The following is a 19,289-nucleotide window of genomic DNA, read 5'->3' as shown; positions in this document are numbered from 1 at the left end:
TAGACATGAAATATGTAATCGGAGTTGATCTCGGAACGAGTGCTGTCAAACTATTACTCGTGGATGAATTAGGAAGTATACAGTACGAAGTCTCAAAATCTTACCCACTTATTCAAGAGAAAAATGGGTATAGTGAGCAGAATCCCGAAGAGTGGGTGAAAGAGACACTTTCCGGCTTAAAAGAACTAGTAAAGCAAGGTCCAGCTTTAGACAATGAGATTGAGGGTATCAGCTTTTCCGGTCAGATGCATGGACTCGTATTACTGGATGAAAAAAACAATCCGTTACGACATGCGATTTTATGGAATGACACGCGTACAACGGCACAATGTAATGAAATTTATGAAAAAGTTGGCGAACAACGACTGCTGGGCATTACGAAAAACCCTGCTCTTGAGGGGTTCACTCTCCCTAAGTTACTGTGGGTAAAGCAGAATGAACCTCATCTTTTCAAACAAGCAAAATCGTTCGTATTGCCAAAAGACTATGTAAGATATCGGTTAACCGGCGAGTTAGCGATGGAATATTCTGATGCAGCAGGTACGCTTTTGCTGGATATGAATGCAGGAGAATGGAGCCGAGAACTGTGCCAGATTCTAGATATCGACGCATCAATATGCCCGCCTTTAGTCGCTTCAACGGATCAAACGGGTACATTGCTTCAGGAAGCAGCTGACTTAAGTGGGCTATCTCCACATACTAAGGTTTTTGCGGGTGGCGCTGATAACGCATGTGGTGCCGTCGGTTCCGGTATATTAGAAGATGGAAAAACGTTATGCAGTGTAGGGACTTCAGGAGTCGTTCTATCCTATGAATCCAGTAATCATAAAGACTTTGGCGGCAGGGTGCATTATTTCAATCATGCAGCTCCAGAGGCGTATTATACAATGGGCGTCACGTTAGCAGCAGGCTATAGTTTAAATTGGTTCAAAGATGTTTTCGCAAGTAATGAATCATTTGAACAGTTTGCTTACGGTGTTGAAAATGTCCCGGCGGGGTCGAACGGGTTATTATTCACCCCTTATGTAGCCGGTGAAAGAACCCCTCACGCTGATGCCGGAATCCGTGGAAGTTTTATAGGTATGGACCGTATGCATAGTAGAATAGAATTCGTACACGCCGTAATGGAAGGAATTACTTTTTCATTAAATGAATCGATTGAGATCTTTCGTAACAACGGCAAGCAAATCGATACCATCATTTCCACCGGGGGAGGCGCAAAAAATGAATATTGGCTGCAAATGCAGGCTAATGTCTTTAATGCGAATATTGTTAAGTTATCGAGTGAGCAAGGACCTGGGATCGGAGCAGCAATGTTAGCGGCATATGGATGCGGCTGGTTTGCCTCTCTTCAAAGTTGTGCAGAAGCATTCATTAAGGTGGACCGAACATTTGAACCTGAGAAAGAAAAGGTAGAAGAATACATCCAATTGTTCAAAATTTACCAACAGGTATATACACAAACTGCGAGTCTAAACGAACAACTAGCGCATTATCGAAAATAGTGAGGGGCTGCCTTATATTAGGCAGCCTCTTCGGTGATGTGAAACAGATTTTAGAATTTACGTAAGTAGGGTTGAGCCGAAAACACTGCAGAAAAGCGCTCTTTGCTTTCTAATAAGATGAGGTTTGTGCCTGTGGAAAGCAGAGTATGTTGACGAAGCGATCGTGTATATTCGATTCAACATACAATAATCCGAACTGATTTCTATAAAATTGTTCGGATTCTATCATTAAGTAGAAGCTGAATTTATAAGTTTTTAGCTGTAATGCCTTCTCTCCGTTCTTCAAGACGTTAATGATTCGATCTACATCATAGACACTGCCACGCCATGTACTAAGTGAAATATAGTTTTATACTATAAAATGATTTAAAAATCTAAAAATTGACTTGCTATTCTAAAAACGATGGGTTAATATGACATTAATTAGTTAATTCGATGAACGAACTTAGTTTTGGTTAGGGAGGTGAGTTAAGGAGGAGCACATATGAATAATATTTGCTTTTATTTTTACTTCACTGTGAAAGCGTTAACAAAAAAGGAGAGGTATCTATGTTAAAAAGAAAAATGTTTCTTACAGCCATCTTCGTGTTGATATTTGCAGCAGGCTGTCAGGGTGGTGGAAACAGTTCGACCAATGGGGAGTCTGGAGGTTCAGGTGATTCAGATACAATTACTCTTTGGCACATTGAAACAGGTGAATCAGAAAAAGCTTTACAAGATGCGGTAGAACGTTTTGAAGAGTCCCATGAAGGCGTCACCGTGGACGTCGTAAGACAAGAGAACGATCCATATAAAACTAAGTTAAGCGTAGCAATGGGCGGGGGCACTCCACCTGATGTGTTTCATTCATGGGGAGGGGGCTGGCTTGAAGAATTTGTGAATGCAGGGCAAGTTAAAGATATCTCTGAAGATATCGACCCTGATCAATTTTTACCTGCAGCGCTCACTCCAGCTACTTTTGAAGATAAAAATTATGGTGCACCTTTAGCAATGGACATCGTCCCGGTTTGGTACAATACCGAGATGTTTGAGGAGTACGGGCTGGAAGAGCCGGAAACTTATGAAGACTTACTTACAATTATTGAGACCCTTAAATCAAACGACATTACTCCTTTCTCTATTGCCAATCAATCGAAATGGCCGGGTTCTTTCTATTACATGTATTTAGCTGAAAGAATAGGAGGCCCTGAGCTATTTAACGAAGCATACAATCGTGAAGGGCGTGGGTTTGATGATGAAGCTTATGTAGAAGCAGGGGAAAAGCTGCAAGAACTTGTAGCCATGGATGCCTTCCCAGATGGGTTTAATGGCATGAACTTTGATACAGGACAATCACGCCAGCTTATATATGCAGAGCAGGCAGGCATGATCATTCAGGGGAACTGGATGCTTGGAACTACGAGAGATGATATGCCTGAATTTGAAGAAAAACTAGGGTTCTTCTTATTTCCTTCAATAGAAGGTGGCCAGGGATCAAATAAAGATATTGTAGGCGGGGTCAGCCCTGTTTTCTCCGTTTCTGAAAAAAGTGAAAACCCTGATCTTGCAACGGAACTTGTTAATGAACTGACTAGTAAAGAAACAGCCCAGCAGCTGGCCAACAAGGATGGAGCCATTTCAGCAGTCCAAGACGTTGAGTATGAAGATGAGTATGTTCAGGAAATCAGCGACGTTTTAGAAGGGGCAGAATATATGCAGACTTTCTACGATCAAACCCTTCCACCTGAATTAGCTGAAGTGCACTTAGATACTACGCAGGCACTTTTTGGAGAATCAATCACCCCTGAAGAAGCGGCAACTGAAGTGGAAGAAAAAGCAAAAGAAGTACTGGAATAATAAATTGAAAACTACATCAATGTATATTCATACTTTGGTGTAGTTTTCTTATCATAGCGAGGTGAAAAAGCTTGCGTAATCATGCTGATAAAATTAATGAAAACGAACAAGGAGAAATAAACGATAACGTTTATCATCCACCAAGGCCTGTACGTGTTGAAAAACCAAAGAAGTCAAAAAAACAGGAAGATCTCTGGGTGATTATTGGTTTTATGGCCCCTGCCCTGCTGATCTATGGAATATATGTTATTTACTCAATTGTGATGACTTTTTATTATAGTTTATTTGAATGGTCAGGAATAGATGACAACATGTTATTTACAGGTTTTCAGAATTACATCACCCTGTTCAGCGATGGGGTATTTTGGACTTCTTTACAAAATAACTTCTTGTTAGTCGCAGCTTCTTTATTGACTCAATTACCTTTAGGATTAATTATGGCTCTTCTTCTATTCAGTCCAATTTTAGGAATGAGGTTTTTTCGTTCTGTTTACTTTATGCCGTTCCTAATGTCCACTGTGGCCATTGGTATCCTGTTTATTTATATTTACGATGGAAATTTTGGCATTATTAATCAATTCCTTGGACAAATAGGGTTAGAATCCTGGCAGAGGGGCTGGCTTGGAAATGAAGAAACAGCAATTTGGGCTGTTATTGCCACAGTTTGCTGGCAGTTTGCTCCATTTTACATGATCTTATTTAGAGCGGCGATTGTAGGGATTCCTGAGGAATTATATGAAGCTGCTGAGATTGATGGGGCGAACCCCAGAAGGAAATTTATCAGTATTACGCTTCCTTTATTAATACCCACTATAGTTACTTCTTCCATCCTCTCGATCATCGGGGCTTTAAAGTATTTTGACTTGATTTATGTTATGACAGATGGCGGTCCGAATAATTCTACAGAGTTGATGGCGACATATATGTATGAACAGACTTTTACTAATTTTAATATGGGATATGGGAGCAGTATTTCATTTACAATGTTCGTTATTGCTCTAATCGTTACCATTATTATCATCACTTTAGAACAAAGAAGGAAAGGGGAGAATTAAATGATTAAAAAATTAAAACAACTGCCTCTTTATGTGGTGGCGATTCTACTGTTTTTGTTTACAGGTGTTCCTTTTTTCATAATGGTTAACACCTCTTTTAAAACTCAGTTTGAGTTTATGAATTCTCCCTGGTCCTTGCCCGAAAGTTTTTCATTTGAAAATTACAGACTTCTGTTTGAATCCGAATTTTTTCGTTTCTTTTTCAATAGCGTCGTCGTATCAGTGATTTCAGTAGTTGCTGTAATCATCCTGGCAGCTATGGCGAGCTATCCACTTGCGAGAATGCGTTTTAAGTTAAACAAACCGTTGTTTATTTTGTTTTTAGTAGGAATGATGATCCCCATTCATACGACATTGATACCCATCTTCTTATTAACAAGAAATCTAGGATTATATGATTCGATTTGGGCGCTCCCGGGACCATACATTGCGTTTGCTCTTCCCGTCTCAATTATAATTTTTACGCAGTTTCTTAAGGAACTGCCGAAAGAATTGGAGGAGTCAGCTAAAATGGATGGATGCGGGCAGTTTCGATTATTTTGGAAAATTCTATTCCCTCTACTAACACCTGCCGTTGCTACAGTAGCCATTTATAACTTTATACAAATTTGGAACGAATTCATTTTCGCGCTTGTGTTAACGAATTCGGAAGCAAACGCTACGCTGCCGCTGGGCTTAAGGGAATTTTATGGCCAGTTTTCTGTAAATGTGCCAGGAATTATGGCAGCCTTAACTCTTGCCAGTCTTCCGCTGCTATTAATTTACTTTATCGCCCAGGAGAAAATAGTTAAAGGGATCGCGGCAGGTTCAGTTAAAGGTTAAAACTCAAATAAAGGAGGAAAATAGTCTGTATGAATAGCATTGAGAATCCTGTGTTGCCCGGTTATCATCCAGATCCGTCCATTCTAAGAGTAGAGGATAATTATTATATAGCTGTTTCTACATTCGAATGGTTTCCAGGAGTACAAATCTATCAATCTAAGGATTTAAGAAACTGGGAACTGTTAGGATACCCGCTTACGGAAACCTCTCAACTAGATATGGTAGGAAACATTGATTCAGGCGGTGTTTGGGCACCTTGTTTAAGTTACTCAGAAGGTAAGTTTTATTTAATCTATACTGATGTGAAAAGTAGGAGAGGTGCGTTTAAGGACACACATAATTACCTCGTAACAGCCGAGGACATCAATGGACCATGGTCTGATCCTGTTTATTTAAACAGCAGTGGTTTTGATCCATCACTTTTCCATGAAGAAGATGGATCGAAGTGGCTGTTAAATATGATTTGGGATCACCGCAAAGGTACAAATTCTTTTGCAGGTATTGCACTGCAGGAGTTTTCGGTGAAAGATAATCAATTAGTAGGTCCCATCAAAAATATCTTTAAAGGGACAAAATTAGGATTGACTGAAGCTCCTCACATTTATAAACAGCGTGGTTACTATTACTTGGTTACTGCTGAAGGAGGTACAGGCTATAATCATGCCGTAACTATCGCCCGTTCCAGAAATCTGGCTGGTCCCTATGAAGTTGATCCAACTAATCCAATTCTTACATCGAATGATGATGATGAACTGCAAAAAGCTGGTCACGCCAGTCTTGTTGAAACGCAGGAGGGAGAATGGTACATGGCCCATTTATGCGGGCGACCTGTTAAAGAGAAAAAATGTGTCCTTGGAAGAGAAACGGCCCTGCAAAAATGTTACTGGACGGATGATGACTGGATACGTGTAGAAAATGGACCTAGTCCTCAAGTGAAAATTAAAGCTCCGGATTTAAAGCCGGCACCGGTGCCTGAACAAGGGGAGCAGGATGACTTCTCAACCACTTCATTGAAACACTATTGGAATTCTCTCCGAAGACCTTTTAGCGAGGAATGGATGTCTTTACATGAGAGGCCCGGCCACCTTCGTTTAAAGGGACAGGAATCAATGAGTTCTCTTCATAAACAAAGCATGGTCGCTAGACGCCTTGAAAGCATACATGTAGAACTGGAAACATGTTTGGACTTTCGGCCTGATAACTTTCAGCAGATGGCTGGTTTGATCATTTATTATGATACGACTGATTACGTTTATTTAAGAATAACCCATGATGAAAACAACGGGAGCGTTTTAGGAATCATTCAATCGAAACACGGACAGTACGATGAACTGCTAAAGCAGGACATATCACTCCCGATACAGAATTACTATTATTTAAGGGCCAGTATAGAAGAGGAGCGGCTCACGTTCTATTATTCACTGGACGGGGAGCAGTGGGAAACAGTGGTAAGTGAAATTGATTATACTCATTTATCGGATGATGATGCAGATTTAATTCGCTTCACCGGTACATTTGTTGGAATGACTGTGCAAGACTTAAGCGGGCAGCTCAAATACGCAGATTTCAAATATTTTTCCTATAAAAAACTTTAAATTCTAGAAAGGAGTTGTAAATTATCAAAAATGCTCTAATTTTTCAAGGTGGCTGGGTAGGCCATGAGCCAGAAAAAGTAGCCGACATTTTAGCAGGTATATTAAAAGAAGAGAATTTTATAGTGAACGTGACCGACACACTGGAAACGTTAGAAAAAGAAGACTTAACAGCTTATGATTTAATTGTTCCCAATTGGACGCAAGGGACAATAACTGACGAACAGTTAGAGCCCTTATTGAAAGCCGTGTCTGCTGGTACAGGGTTGGCCGGTTTACATGGCGGGCTAGGGGACTCGTTCAGAATGGCTACAGAATATCAGTTTATGGCAGGAGGCCAGTGGGTTGCTCATCCAGGTGATAATGATGTGACCTATACTGTAAAAATTAAAGATCAAGATCATCCGTTAACCAAAGGATTAGCAGATTTTCAAGTGAAATCAGAGCAATACTACATGCACGTTGACCCCGCAGTTTATGTACATGCTACTACCAGATTTCCGATAGCTGATGGTCCTCACCAGTCTAATGGGGAAGTGGATATGCCAGTAGTATGGAGTAAGAAATGGGGAAAAGGAAGGGTGTATTACTGTTCATTAGGACACGTGGCAGAAATTGTCCGTATGCCGGAGGTCGTTTCGCTAATGAGAAAAGGTTTTACTTGGGCAGCTAGAAAAGAAAATGAAAAGGGGGTAGGTTGAGCTGATGAATAAATTAAAAGCGGGCTTAGTTGGCTGTGGGAACATCAGTGATATTTACATAAAAAATTCAGCTTGCTTTAACACGTTTGATATTGTCGCATGTACCGATTTAAATATCGATTCGGCTCAACAAAAGGCTGCTCAATACAATATTCCTAAAGTATGCGGGAAAGACGCAATTATGAAGGACGAATCAATTGATCTCATCTTGAATTTGACCCCTCCTTCATCTCATGCTGAAGTAGCATTGGAAGCGTTACATGCGGGAAAGCATGTGTATGGTGAAAAACCTTTGGCGATTTCAAGAGAGGAGGCAGGGATCATTCTCGATACAGCGAAGAGCAAAGGATTGATGGTTGGTAACGCCCCCGATACTTTTTTAGGAGGAGGACTGCAAACCTGCCGAAAGTTAATTGATGACGGAATGATTGGAAAACCTGTATCAGCCACGGCCTTTATGATGATTCCCGGTCATGAAAACTGGCATCCAAGCCCAGAATTTTATTATCAAAAAGGAGGAGGACCGATGTTTGATATGGGCCCGTACTATTTAACAGCACTTGTAGCGTTAATGGGTCCAGTGGAGCGTGTGACAGGATCGACGAAGATAACTTATCCAGTGCGCACGATATCCAGTAAACCCAAATTCGGGCAAAAAATTAAAGTCGCTACCCCTACTCAAATCAATGGAGTTCTCGACTTTAAAAATGGGGCAGTGGCATCAATCATAACGAGCTTTGATACTTGGCACCATCGACTCCCCCATATTGAGATTTACGGAACTGAGGGAAGCCTCTCTGTACCTGATCCTAATGAATTCAGCGGACCTGTATATATGAGACGCTTCGATGAAAAGCAGTGGACTGAACAGCCTTTATCCCATGGTTTTACAAGTAATAAAAGGGGGATAGGAATAGCAGAATTTGCTCATGCAATTTTGAACGGGCGTCATCCTAGAGCAGACGGGGAACTAGCTTTTCATGTACTGGAAATAATGCAAGGCATTCACGAGGCCTCTGATCAGCAGCGGCATTATGAAATGTCTACCGTATGCGAACAGCCTGAAGCTTTTCCAGGAGGTATCGATGAAAAAAACTTTGAACAGCTGTTAACCGCTGCAAATTAAATGGAAAGGGTGGAGGAAAAGTGTCTGCAGAAGGAAAAAAAGAAATTAATATTGGAATGATTGGGTACCAATTTATGGGGAAAATGCACAGTCATGCTTATCGGGACTTGCCTTTCTTTTTTGACCCAGCTTTAAAACCTTCACTTAAAGCAATTTCAGGACGAGATGAAGAAGCGGTTAAACAGGCAGCGGAAATTATGGGGTGGGAAAGTTACGAAACAGACTGGCGGCGTTTAATTGACCGTAAAGATATTGATGTAATTGATATAGTAACCCCTAATCATACCCATGCTGAAATAGCGATTGCAGCTGCGGAAGCAGGAAAACACATTATTTCTGAAAAGCCGCTGGCGTTAACCGTGGAGGAAGCAGAGCAAATGTACGAAGCCGTGCAAAAGAATCAAGTCATTCATATGATCTGTCACAATTACCGTTTCGCTCCTGCTGTGCAATATGCTAAAAAGCTAATTAAAGAAGGAAAGTTAGGGAAGATCTATCATCTTCGGGCAAATTATCTTCAGGATTTCATAATGGACCCATCCTTTCCTCTTATCTGGCGCTTAAAGAAAGAGGTATCGGGATCAGGAACCTTAGGAGATATTGGAGCGCACAGTTTAGATTTAGCAAGGTTTTTAGTAGGGGAAATAACAGAAGTAAGCGGTATGATGGAAACGTTTATAAAAGAAAGACCTCTCCCGGACGCAGAAGAAGGACTGACAGCTCAATCTGAAAACAGCGAATATGGTGAAGTGACGGTCGATGATGCTGCCGCCTTTCTAGCTCGTTTTGAAAATGGAGCAATGGGCACCTTTGAAGCCACTCGTTTCGCAGGAGGCAACCGGAACAAAAACAAATTTGAAATTAACGGATCAAAAGGTTCTGTACGCTGGGATATGGAAAATATGAATAATTTAGATGTTTACTTTGCGGATTCACCACCTGGATTGCAAGGATTTCGCACAATTAACTGCACAGAAGAGGAACATCCTTATGCTGGAGCCTACTGGCCGCCGGGACACATTATTGGCTATGAACACACATTTATTAATTTAATGCATGCGTTTATGGAAGCGATATCTAAGAACGAAGTCCCGGTTCCAAATTTTTATGATGGAGTTATCAATCAAAGAGTGATGGAAGCAGTGGAACAATCTTCAATTCAAAAAAAGTGGAAAAATATATCTGTTTAATTTTAAGAGACACAATAGAAGGTGCCGAACTCATATATGAGGGTCCTCCCGTTCAAAATGATACAAATGGCTATTATTTAGAGCCGGCTATTTTTATTCATGGGAGCAGGGAGAGGCAGCAAAAGAATTTTTCACCACTATCAAAACTGTATTTTTAATAGGATAGACTATAAAATTACATTGAATAAAAGCTTTTACCTTAATTAAGGTAAAAGCTTTTATTCGATTTTACAATACATAAAGCAATTGTAACTAGTGGTGTCCCAAATAATGATCATATCTTGGTGTAGCTTACGTCAATTCTGTGGCTTTTCAGAATGAAAACACCTGCTTGTTGAGAATACTACGATAAAATGATCCTCCCGAAGTAAGGAGAAAAAACATGAAAGTATTAGGGATATTTATATTTCTTCTTTTTGTAGCCATTTCCTTTAATCTAGTTATAGATATTCTGTTAGGATTAACACTTTCTCAAGCAATGCATCGCCTGCTCAACCCTTTCTGGGTAATAGAGCCGGGAGAATATGTGATGCTTGCTTTTTTCCTATTCATCACGATAGGTCAACAAATTTTGTATATTAAAAAAAACAAGAACTAATTTTATATTCGAGTAGTGGTTAATTTTTAATAAGCTGTTTATGGTTTAGTCCTCATTCCAGTCCGACGGATAAAAGCTTCTACATTTACTTTGACCTCTGTCTCGGGAAAGATTTCCTCGTCCCACTCGTTTTTAATCTTTTTCCACAATTTTTTATCTGCAATATTTACTTTTTCATTAAAGCCAAAATAGTCACTTTGTTCTTCATTAGCCACGGTTATGGCAGCCAGGATTTCATTTTTAATTTCTTCATTGAGTTTTGTTTGTAACCTTTCAATAGCCGCATAATTTTCTAAATCTACGTTGCATTGGGCTTCCATAACATTTCCTTCAGCATGGACATTCACATGAATAATTGGTTTCTGGTTCTCCACGTTTACTTCAATGTTTGATTGAGCACGTACGACCTCAATGGAGATTGCTTTCTCTTTCTCTTTACAATCAAGGTTTGTAACGGTTCGATTTATTTTGTTTACTATCCAATTTACACCGCGGGCAGCATCTTTTTCGATCCATGTTGTAAGTTTTCCGCGTTTAATAAGAGCCATTCCTTCTATATTAACCCTTGCATTTGGGGAGATTTGCTGCATGTTTTCGGATTGATTGCCTTTTTCGATGTCTCCGATAATCTGAATACCCGGGATTACTAAATTACCTTCGTTTAATTGTTTTATAACCTCATGGGCGGTAATAGTGGTGTACTCTCCCCATTCTTTTTCAACAGATTTCAAGCTCTTAATGATACTTTCAGATGGAATACTTTCTAACGAAGTTGTGATTTTAAGAGCCTCTTCTGCTGTATTCCCAGAAATGATTAACACCGGAAAATGTGCTCGAAGTTCAGCATCTCGTTCGGTAACATCGAATAATTCATCAATTCCCTCTTTGGCCATCTCTTCACCGATGACCATTAACTGAAGGTGTGGCAGAAAAAGTGTTCCCGATTTTTTCCGCATTTTTTGTAATGCTTCACTTAATGTACTTCCAGTAGTGGAATAATTCCTAACTGGAGAAGATTGAACTTTTTCACCTTGTTGTCCCCCGGAGATCTGGGATGGATTTACTACTTGGACCGTAACACGATATCTGTCTTCCACATTATTCCCGCCTTTATCAATGCCAATGGCAGTAGTAATGCCAATATCTTTCAATTCATCGCTATCCCAGCACCCGGATAGAAAAAACAGGGTAACAAATGACATAAATAGAAACCATATTTTTAGCATCATAGACACCCCGCTTTGCTTCATTAGTCCTTTGAATCTCCCTCTTGAAGGGATAGGTCGTCCCCGGTCCTTTTTGTATTATTTTGACTGATCAAACGCGGCCGCTTTTTTAAGAATGGCTTTGGTAAACGCAGAATTGCATCTTTTTGATCAGCAAAGATAAAAGGAGCATAGGGTGTTAAATAAGGAATGCCAAATGATCGTAAGCTGGTTAAGTGAGCAACCAATACAATAGCTCCCAATCCAACGCCGTACAATCCAAATAAACTGGCGGAAATCATCATGCCAAATCGGAGTAAGCGTATGGAATCGGTCATAGAGGAATGGGAGATGGTAAAACTCGCAATGGCCGTGGCAGCTACTACAATAACCATAGAACTCGAAACAATCCCCGCCATGACCGCTGCTTCTCCTAAAACAATGGCGCCTACAATTGAAACCGCCTGTCCAACTTGACGCGGCATCCGAATTCCTGCTTCTCGTAATATTTCAAAAGTAATTTCCATTAATAAAGCTTCAAAAATAATTGGAAATGGAGTGGTTTGTCTCTGGGCGGCAATATTTATGAGTAACGGTGTTGGTATAAGTTCTGGATGAAAGGATACAAATGCAATGAAAAGGGAGGTACCAAACAAAGTGACGAAAAAAGAAACAATTCGTATACACCTTAAAAAACTAACGATGATCCAATTTAAATAATAATCTTCAGCGGATTGAAAAAATTGGTTCCATGTTGCAGGCACAATGAGAGGAAAGGGGGTTCCGTTTACAAAAATCGTTATGCGGCCCTCCATTAAGTTTCCTGCTACTACATCCGGTCGTTCTGTAACAAGAACTGTCGGAAAAGGCGTCATAACTTCATCAGAAATCCATTCTTCAACCGTATTGGAAGAAAGTAACTCGTCGACTTCAATTTTTTTCAGACGATTTTTTACCTCACGAATGAGCTTTTTATTTACAATTCCGTTCACATACATAATAGAAACTTCTGTTTGACTAATTCTGCCTATCTTCATTGTTTCCAACCATAGATTTGGGCTTTGTATTCTACTGCGAACCAATGCTGTATTAGTATCTAAAGACTCTGTAAAACTGTCTTTTGCTCCGCGAATGGTTACCTCTGTTGTAGGTTCTGAGACAGAACGCTCTTTTTTATCAGAGGAATCACAGCCAAGGGCATGGTCCCAGCCATCAACTAAAAGAATGGTTTGTCCAGCTAAAAGAGTGGAAAGAAGTTGATTCCACTCTTCAATTTCATCCACATTCGAAATCGGTAATAGGTTTTCTTTTATATAATTTCCGATTTGACTTGGGCTCCATGGGTTTGGATTACTTTCGGCATGCATTTCATTCATTAGTTTTTCTATAATGAATCTGCTTAAGGATTTTGTATCTGATAACCCCTTAATATAAATAGACGCAGCTTTTATTGCAAAGGGCCGGCCCATTGTAAATTCGCGTATCACAAGATCACTGCTGCTTCCGAAATCTTGTTTTATGTATTTGATGTTCTCATCAAGACTTGTATAAATACCGCGGTTTTTCACCGGCAATGTGGAGGTTTGTTCCTGCCCATTGTGCTTTTTTGTTTTCTTTCTTTTTATTAATCGATTCCAGGCACTTTTCATTGTTATACACTCCAGCTTTTATTTACATTACTAGGATTCCTTGTTTTTATTTTGTTCATACATCTGTCTTGGAAAAATAGTCAACGTTTAAAAGTACAAAATTAAGATAGAATGAGCAACTAGATAAGACTTTCAAACGTAGACTCAATAACCAAGCGTACGTATGTAATTATATATGGATAAAAGAGGGTTCCTTATACTATGGAAAAAGCAAAAATTAATGTCCTTCAACTATTTGCAATGATGTTTATATTTAACATGGGAACTGCATTAGTCGTAAGCTATGGAATTAGTGCCAAAAAAGATGCCTGGATTGCTATTCTATTAGGGATGAGCGGGGGGATAGTTTTATTTTTCATTTACTATTTTTTATTTCGTCAATACCCCAATCTGCCTCTTACCGGGTATGCGAGAAAGATATTTGGAAAACATCTTGGATGGGGGATTGGTCTATTATACGTTGTATTCCTTTTATACATTGCGGCTCGTGATTTACGAGACTTCGGTGATTTGTTAATTACCTCAACTATGCCAAGAACCCCACTATTGGCAGTGAATATCTTGATGGTGCTTGCCATTTGCTATGTTCTTTATCTGGGTATTGAAGTATTAGCGAGGACAACGGAAGTGTTTTTTTTTATTTTGCTCTTTATAGGAATTGCAGGGAGTTTTTTTGTTTATTTGACAGGGCGTGTCGATATTGATCATCTGCGTCCGGTTCTTGAGTATGGATGGAAACCAATATTAACAACCTCATTTCCTTTAATTACTAACTTTCCTTTTGGGGAAATGATTGTTTTCAGTATGCTGCTTCCTTATCTAAATCGGCCCAAATCAGCGAAAAATGTTTGGCTGACTGCGATAATTTTAAGCGGGCTTGTTTTAAGTTATACCACCAGTTTAAATATTGCTGTTCTTGGTCTTGAAGAAGTGGAGAAGTCTAATTTTCCTTTGTTAACAACCATAGGCAGAGTTAATATTTTGGAGTTTATTCAAAGACTTGATGCTTTTGTAGTTTTTACTCTTCTTATCAATACGTTTTTCAAAACATCTATTCTTTTTTATGGTGCCGTAATTGGAATGGTTGATTTATTCAATCTACAAAATCACCGACAAATTGTTTTTCCTGCCGGGGTTATTCTTCTCCTATTGTCAATGATTATCGCCTCTAATTTTGTAGAACATATAGAAGAAGGACAAAACACAGTGCAAAATGTAATTTATCCGTCATTGATGCTGTTCATCCCTCTGGCCATGTTACTTATTTCCTTTATTAAGAATGGTGTCAAGAAAAAGAAGTGATGTGCAAAAACGATAAAAATACAGACAGATTTTGAGGGAGCGATGGGTTAATTCTCATTCACATAAATAATCCGAACTGATTTCTTTAGAATCGTTCGGATTATTTTATGCTTTATTCAGTTTTGATCCGTCCTGCTCCTATAAAAGATTTACCTCGAGACAGAAAAACTTTTCTCTTCTGTCACTCCACCATGCTCCTCCTTGAACTCATCAAGAAGATCGCGCACTTCATCAGTTGATTTCGTGCTCATCAGCTGATTCCTTAACTCACTTGCTCCTCGGAATCCGCGTACATATATCTTAAAAAAGCGGAGAAGTGGTTTGAAAAGACGCGGCTCGAGTTCTTCTGAATATTTATCATGAAGATCGAGCTGCAGACGAAGAAGGTCGAGGAGTTCTTCGCTTGTATGCTCTTTCTTCTCTTTTTCAAAAGCAAACGGGTTATGGAAGATACCACGGCCGATCATTACGCCGTCCACGCCGTATTTTTCCACGAGTTCAAGTCCTTTTTGGCGGTCAGGAATATCCCCGTTAATTGTAAGAAGTGTATGAGGGGCCACTTCATCCCTCAGTTTCTTGATCTCGGGAATCAGCTCCCAGTGAGCAGGAACTTTGCTCATTTCTTTTTTTGTACGAAGGTGAATGGAAAGATTTACGATATCTTGTTCCAGTAGATGCTTCAGCCAGTCACGCCACTCATCTACTTCCGTATAACCGAGACGGGTCTTCACGCTGACGGGCAGTCCACCCGCTTTGGAGGCCTGGATGATTTCGGCTGCAACATCCGGACGGCGGATAAGCCCGCAGCCTTTTCCTTTTGTTGCGACATTAGGTGCAGGACACCCCATATTGATATCAAGGCCTCGATATCCCATTTCTGCAATACCGATACTCATTTGACGAAAGTATTCCGGCTTATCTCCCCATATGTGCGCAACGATCGGTTGTTCATCTTCCGTAAACGTAAGACGTCCCCGGAGGCTGTCTTTTCCTTGCGGATGGCAGTAGCTCTCCGTATTCGCAAATTCCGTAAAAAACACGTCAGGTCTTGCTGCTTCACTAACGACATGACGAAAAACGACGTCCGTTACTGCTTCCATAGGCGCCAGCACAAAAAATGGTCGCGGCAGCTCATGCCAAAAGTTATCTTTCATAATATATCTGAACCTTTCCTTAAGGAACGCTGTAGTTCCAAAATTTAAAAGTAAAATATGCCTGTTTCTTATCTATATCCAGTTAGGATAGATTTCAACCAGTATATACTTTAATGGTATTAACTGAAAAGTGCAAGGGGAATATGGAAGGTGGGCAGCGCATAAACAGTAGGAAATAAAGGAAATGTTAAAGATATGTCTACACTCATATTCACAAAAAATATAAACCTTTCCAATGACTGATGGTGTGAAAGTGTACTTTTGTGTCTTTCTGGGAAAAGGAAATAGAAGATTTGTTCTAAGGTAGTCTGCTTAAACCTTTGGAAAAGAAGACAAGCAACTGCTGAGGACCAGAAGGAGGGAAACACAAATGGCTGATCAATCAACAGAAAATCAAGAAACCCTTAAGAAAATTAAAGATTTGATTAAAGATGAGAAGGTAGCAATGTTGACCACTGTATCCCCGGAGGGCAGACTGCTGTCACGACCTATGCATACGCAAGAAGTAGAAATGGATAGGGAAGCGATCTGGTTCATTACAGAAAAGGATACAGAGAAATTTAGGGATATCAACCGTAATTCTGCCGTTAACCTGGCATACGCAGGCAAATCTTATGTATCGATCAGCGGAACTGCTGAATTTGTCCAAGATGAAGATAAGAAGAAAGAGTATTGGAACAAGATCCTTGGAAGACTGCTGAATATTTCCGCGGATGATTCGAATGTTGTACTCGTCAAAGTAACTCCTGAAATCGCTGAATACTGGGAGTCCGGTATAAGCGTCAAGACCGTTAAGGAATTTGTGAAAAAAATGACCAGCAGTAACTCACTAGAAGAAAACAATGATTTGAAAGATACAGTTCACTTTAATGAAGACAAGAAGTAACAGCTCGTCTGGTATATTTTGATCTGAACCATCCCCCGACTAATGGACACGCTAAAAAAGTGTCATTAGTCGGGGTTTTTCTGTTTCATGACCTCATATAGAGTGCTGCTATCACTTACCCCCGATATTTAAAGAATGTATACTATATTAAAAGATAGCCGGTGATACAAAATATTGGAAAAGATATTTTCAACTATAAGAATGAAATTTAAATGCGGAGGAATTACGATGTTCAAGCGTATAACCATAATAATTATCGTTGGATTCATTGCTCTTTTGGCGGCTTGCATATTTATTAACTTTTCGGATCGGGATGGAAATGAAAATCAAGCAGGTGAACAATCAAACAACTCTTCACAAGATAATGAAAATGAAGAGAGTGGGGAGTCCGAACCATCTTTGGACACTATATTCAGCTTGGCTAAACAAGGGGAAATTCCCGACAGCACTATTGTGGTCGGAGAAACGAGTGCTGAGGAGGTCAAGGAAAAATGGGGAGCACCGGAGAAGGACGAAAACACGGATGCTGGTCTTTTTTTGAAATATCCATCGCATGAAATCGATGTTGGCACTGAAGAGGGTATTGTAGCTGAGCTGCGTTCGTCACAGGAAACAATGACATCGTTCGATCTGGATGCGATTAAATCATATCAAAAGCCAGATGACACGCGATACTATCAAGACGAAGATTATGATCACATCATTCTTGTTTATGACCTTTCTGATGATTATGTTTTGAAATGGGTGATGCCGAAACCTGACGATGATGCGGATAACCCAAAGGTGGACCATATTTCATTATCTAAAAAAATAAGTGGAGGGGAGAATTCTGCTGATATAAGTACTGCCGATATGAGTCTTGATGAAAAGATCGGACAAATGATTTTCGGCGGGGTGGAAGGAACGGGAATGAACGCCGACACAAGGGAGATGATTAAGAATTATCACGTTGGGGGACTTATTTTATTTGGGCATAACATCGAAAGTGCAGCGCAAACTGTCAACTTTTTAAATGAGATGAAAACAACTAATGCTGAGAACCCTTACCCATTATTGCTGGGAGTCGATGAAGAAGGCGGCAGTGTAACACGCATGCCTGACGAGGTGAAAAGTCTGCCGACGAGCCGTTCGATTGGGGAATTGAACGATCCGGAAGTGGCCTTCCAAGCCGGCACTATTCTTGGTGAACAGATGCAGGCACTCGGGTTTAATTTGGACTTTGCGCCGGTTCTTGATGTGAACAGCAATCCAAATAATCCCGTTATCGGGGACCGTTCGTTTGGCGGCAGCCCAGAGATTGTCACCCCTCTAGGCATCCAGACAATGAAAGGGATTCAGAATAAGGGAGTTATTTCCGTTATTAAACATTTTCCTGGCCACGGGGATACCGGCGTCGATTCTCACTTGGAACTCCCGATGGTCAACAAAAGCTATGAGGAGTTAAGTGAACTGGAACTTGTGCCATTTAAGAAAGCTATTTCAGAGGGAGCCGACGTGAGCATGATCGCCCATATTCTGCTTCCCCAAATTGACAAAAAATCACCTGCCTCTATGTCGAAAGAGGTAATCACGGGTATGTTGCGGGACGACTATAATTTTGATGGTGTTATCATCACTGACGACTTGACGATGGGTGCCATTACCGAGCATTATAGTGTCGCTGATGCAGCTGTCCAGTCCGTGAAAGCGGGCGGAGATTTATTGCTTGTTGCTCATAATCCAGCTCTGGTTGTTACTGTTTTTGAAGAATTGAAAGCTGCTGTAGATAGTGGAGAAATAAGTGAGGAAAGAATTAACGAAAGTGTGGAACGAATCATACATTTGAAAGAAAAATACCAGCTATCTGATGATAAGACACCAGATCCTGATTTCCAACCAATAAATGAGAAAGTGGAAGAGATATTGGAGAAGGTGTCTTGACCCCTTGGTCAAGGCTGGGACAAAACTGAATAAAGCATATAATAATCCGAACGGTTTTATTGAAATCCGTTCGGGTTATTTATGGTAAATCGAATGGAGGCCGCTCCATCAAAATCATTCGCTTTCCTTCGGGAGCTTCGAATCGTGCTGTTCCCACAGGAGTCTTCGCATCTTGAGTACGCTGAAAATCAGCGTTTATACGCATATTCGTTTTTGTCTATGCCTTTATTCTAAGTCCTGGTACTACGCTGCATTTAGATGGTTAATATCACTTTAATATTCAAATGATTGTTTGGATATATATTGACATGTTTGTTATAGAAGCATACACTATAAACAAATAATCAAATCAATATTTGAATGAGGTGCGAATATGAGCGGTTCTTTGAAGAAAAATTCACCCGATACGTGTGATACATTTTGTTACGATGAGGAAATGGTTAATCGAGTACAGCCGGAAATCAAGAAAGTGGAAGGCGTGGAGTTGATCTTTAAAGCTTTATCGGATGCAACACGGATGAAAATTGCATATGCCTTAACGCTTGAGAAAGAACTTTGTGTATGCGATGTGGCAAATATTATTGGTTCAACCACGGCCACGGCTTCGCATCATTTAAGGCTGCTGCGTAACATGAGGTTAGCCAAATATCGTAAAGAAGGAAAACTTGTTTTTTATTCATTAGCTGATGAACATATGCATCAGTTAGTTTCAATAGCTTTATTACACTCAAGAGAGGCTTGATGGGAA

At 40.1% G+C, this 19,289-nt stretch carries 16 protein-coding genes; 13 read left to right on the top strand and 3 right to left on the bottom strand.

The features are described from left to right. The first annotated feature begins 5 nt into the window (after positions 1-5). The 9 genes from xylB (at position 6) to ACGTNH_RS18305 (ending at position 10,425) form a co-directional block, all read left to right on the top strand. A complete protein-coding gene (gene xylB / locus ACGTNH_RS18345; protein ID WP_394588380.1) occupies positions 6-1,505 on the top strand; it encodes a xylulokinase in 1,500 nt (499 codons plus the stop codon). 549 nt (positions 1,506-2,054) lie between these two features. Then, on the top strand, positions 2,055-3,341 hold the full coding sequence (locus tag ACGTNH_RS18340) for an extracellular solute-binding protein (protein ID WP_394588379.1): 1,287 nt from the start codon (positions 2,055-2,057) through the stop codon (positions 3,339-3,341). Between the two features lie 71 nt (positions 3,342-3,412). Then, complete coding sequence (locus tag ACGTNH_RS18335; protein WP_394588378.1) at positions 3,413-4,396, top strand: carbohydrate ABC transporter permease; 984 nt, start codon at positions 3,413-3,415, stop codon at positions 4,394-4,396. Then, the gene (locus ACGTNH_RS18330) at positions 4,397-5,218 is read left to right on the top strand and encodes a carbohydrate ABC transporter permease (protein ID WP_394588377.1); all 822 of its coding nucleotides are present in this window, start codon (positions 4,397-4,399) and stop codon (positions 5,216-5,218) included. It abuts the gene before it with no gap. A 29-nt stretch (positions 5,219-5,247) separates the two neighbouring features. Continuing rightward, positions 5,248-6,813, top strand: a complete 1,566-nt coding sequence (locus ACGTNH_RS18325; protein ID WP_394588375.1) for a glycoside hydrolase family 43 protein — start codon at positions 5,248-5,250, stop codon at positions 6,811-6,813. 20 nt (positions 6,814-6,833) lie between these two features. Then, complete coding sequence (locus tag ACGTNH_RS18320; protein ID WP_394588545.1) at positions 6,834-7,511, top strand: ThuA domain-containing protein; 678 nt, start codon at positions 6,834-6,836, stop codon at positions 7,509-7,511. Positions 7,512-7,515: 4 nt separating this feature from the next. After that, on the top strand, positions 7,516-8,637 hold the full coding sequence (locus tag ACGTNH_RS18315) for a Gfo/Idh/MocA family protein (RefSeq protein ID WP_394588374.1): 1,122 nt from the start codon (positions 7,516-7,518) through the stop codon (positions 8,635-8,637). A gap of 56 nt (positions 8,638-8,693) precedes the next feature. Continuing rightward, on the top strand, positions 8,694-9,827 hold the full coding sequence (locus ACGTNH_RS18310) for a Gfo/Idh/MocA family protein (protein ID WP_394588544.1): 1,134 nt from the start codon (positions 8,694-8,696) through the stop codon (positions 9,825-9,827). A gap of 382 nt (positions 9,828-10,209) precedes the next feature. Beyond that, entirely contained in the window at positions 10,210-10,425 is a 216-nt protein-coding gene (locus ACGTNH_RS18305) for a YczF family membrane protein (RefSeq protein WP_394588373.1), read from the top strand. A 38-nt stretch (positions 10,426-10,463) separates the two neighbouring features. Here ACGTNH_RS18305 and ACGTNH_RS18300 read toward each other — a convergent pair whose 3' ends face one another. Both ACGTNH_RS18300 and ACGTNH_RS18295 read right to left on the bottom strand, forming a co-directional pair. Next, positions 10,464-11,654 (bottom strand): Ger(x)C family spore germination protein, encoded by a 1,191-nt coding sequence (locus ACGTNH_RS18300; protein WP_394588372.1) that lies wholly within the window; start codon positions 11,652-11,654, stop codon positions 10,464-10,466. Between the two features lie 20 nt (positions 11,655-11,674). Beyond that, a complete protein-coding gene (locus tag ACGTNH_RS18295) occupies positions 11,675-13,279 on the bottom strand; it encodes a spore germination protein (RefSeq protein WP_394588370.1) in 1,605 nt (534 codons plus the stop codon). 201 nt (positions 13,280-13,480) lie between these two features. Between ACGTNH_RS18295 and ACGTNH_RS18290 the strand changes: the two genes are divergently transcribed. Beyond that, positions 13,481-14,581 (top strand): GerAB/ArcD/ProY family transporter, encoded by a 1,101-nt coding sequence (locus tag ACGTNH_RS18290; RefSeq protein WP_394588369.1) that lies wholly within the window; start codon positions 13,481-13,483, stop codon positions 14,579-14,581. Between the two features lie 149 nt (positions 14,582-14,730). Here ACGTNH_RS18290 and ACGTNH_RS18285 read toward each other — a convergent pair whose 3' ends face one another. Beyond that, positions 14,731-15,735 (bottom strand): tRNA dihydrouridine synthase, encoded by a 1,005-nt coding sequence (locus ACGTNH_RS18285; protein ID WP_394588368.1) that lies wholly within the window; start codon positions 15,733-15,735, stop codon positions 14,731-14,733. Between the two features lie 370 nt (positions 15,736-16,105). Here ACGTNH_RS18285 and ACGTNH_RS18280 point away from each other — a divergent pair, with 370 nt between their 5' ends. From ACGTNH_RS18280 to ACGTNH_RS18270, 3 genes are all read left to right on the top strand, one after another. Then, positions 16,106-16,621, top strand: coding sequence for a pyridoxamine 5'-phosphate oxidase family protein (locus ACGTNH_RS18280; protein ID WP_394588367.1), 516 nt, complete (start codon positions 16,106-16,108; stop codon positions 16,619-16,621). Positions 16,622-16,849: 228 nt separating this feature from the next. Then, entirely contained in the window at positions 16,850-18,541 is a 1,692-nt protein-coding gene (gene nagZ, locus ACGTNH_RS18275; protein ID WP_394588366.1) for a beta-N-acetylhexosaminidase, read from the top strand. Positions 18,542-18,914: 373 nt separating this feature from the next. Next, entirely contained in the window at positions 18,915-19,283 is a 369-nt protein-coding gene (locus ACGTNH_RS18270; protein WP_394588365.1) for an ArsR/SmtB family transcription factor, read from the top strand. The last annotated feature ends 6 nt before the right edge of the window (positions 19,284-19,289 follow it).

This window comes from Halobacillus sp. B23F22_1, from assembly GCF_043497005.1.
Taxonomy (GTDB): Bacteria; Bacillota; Bacilli; order Bacillales; family Halobacillaceae; genus Halobacillus_A.
This window is presented reverse-complemented; position numbering and strand designations above follow the sequence as displayed.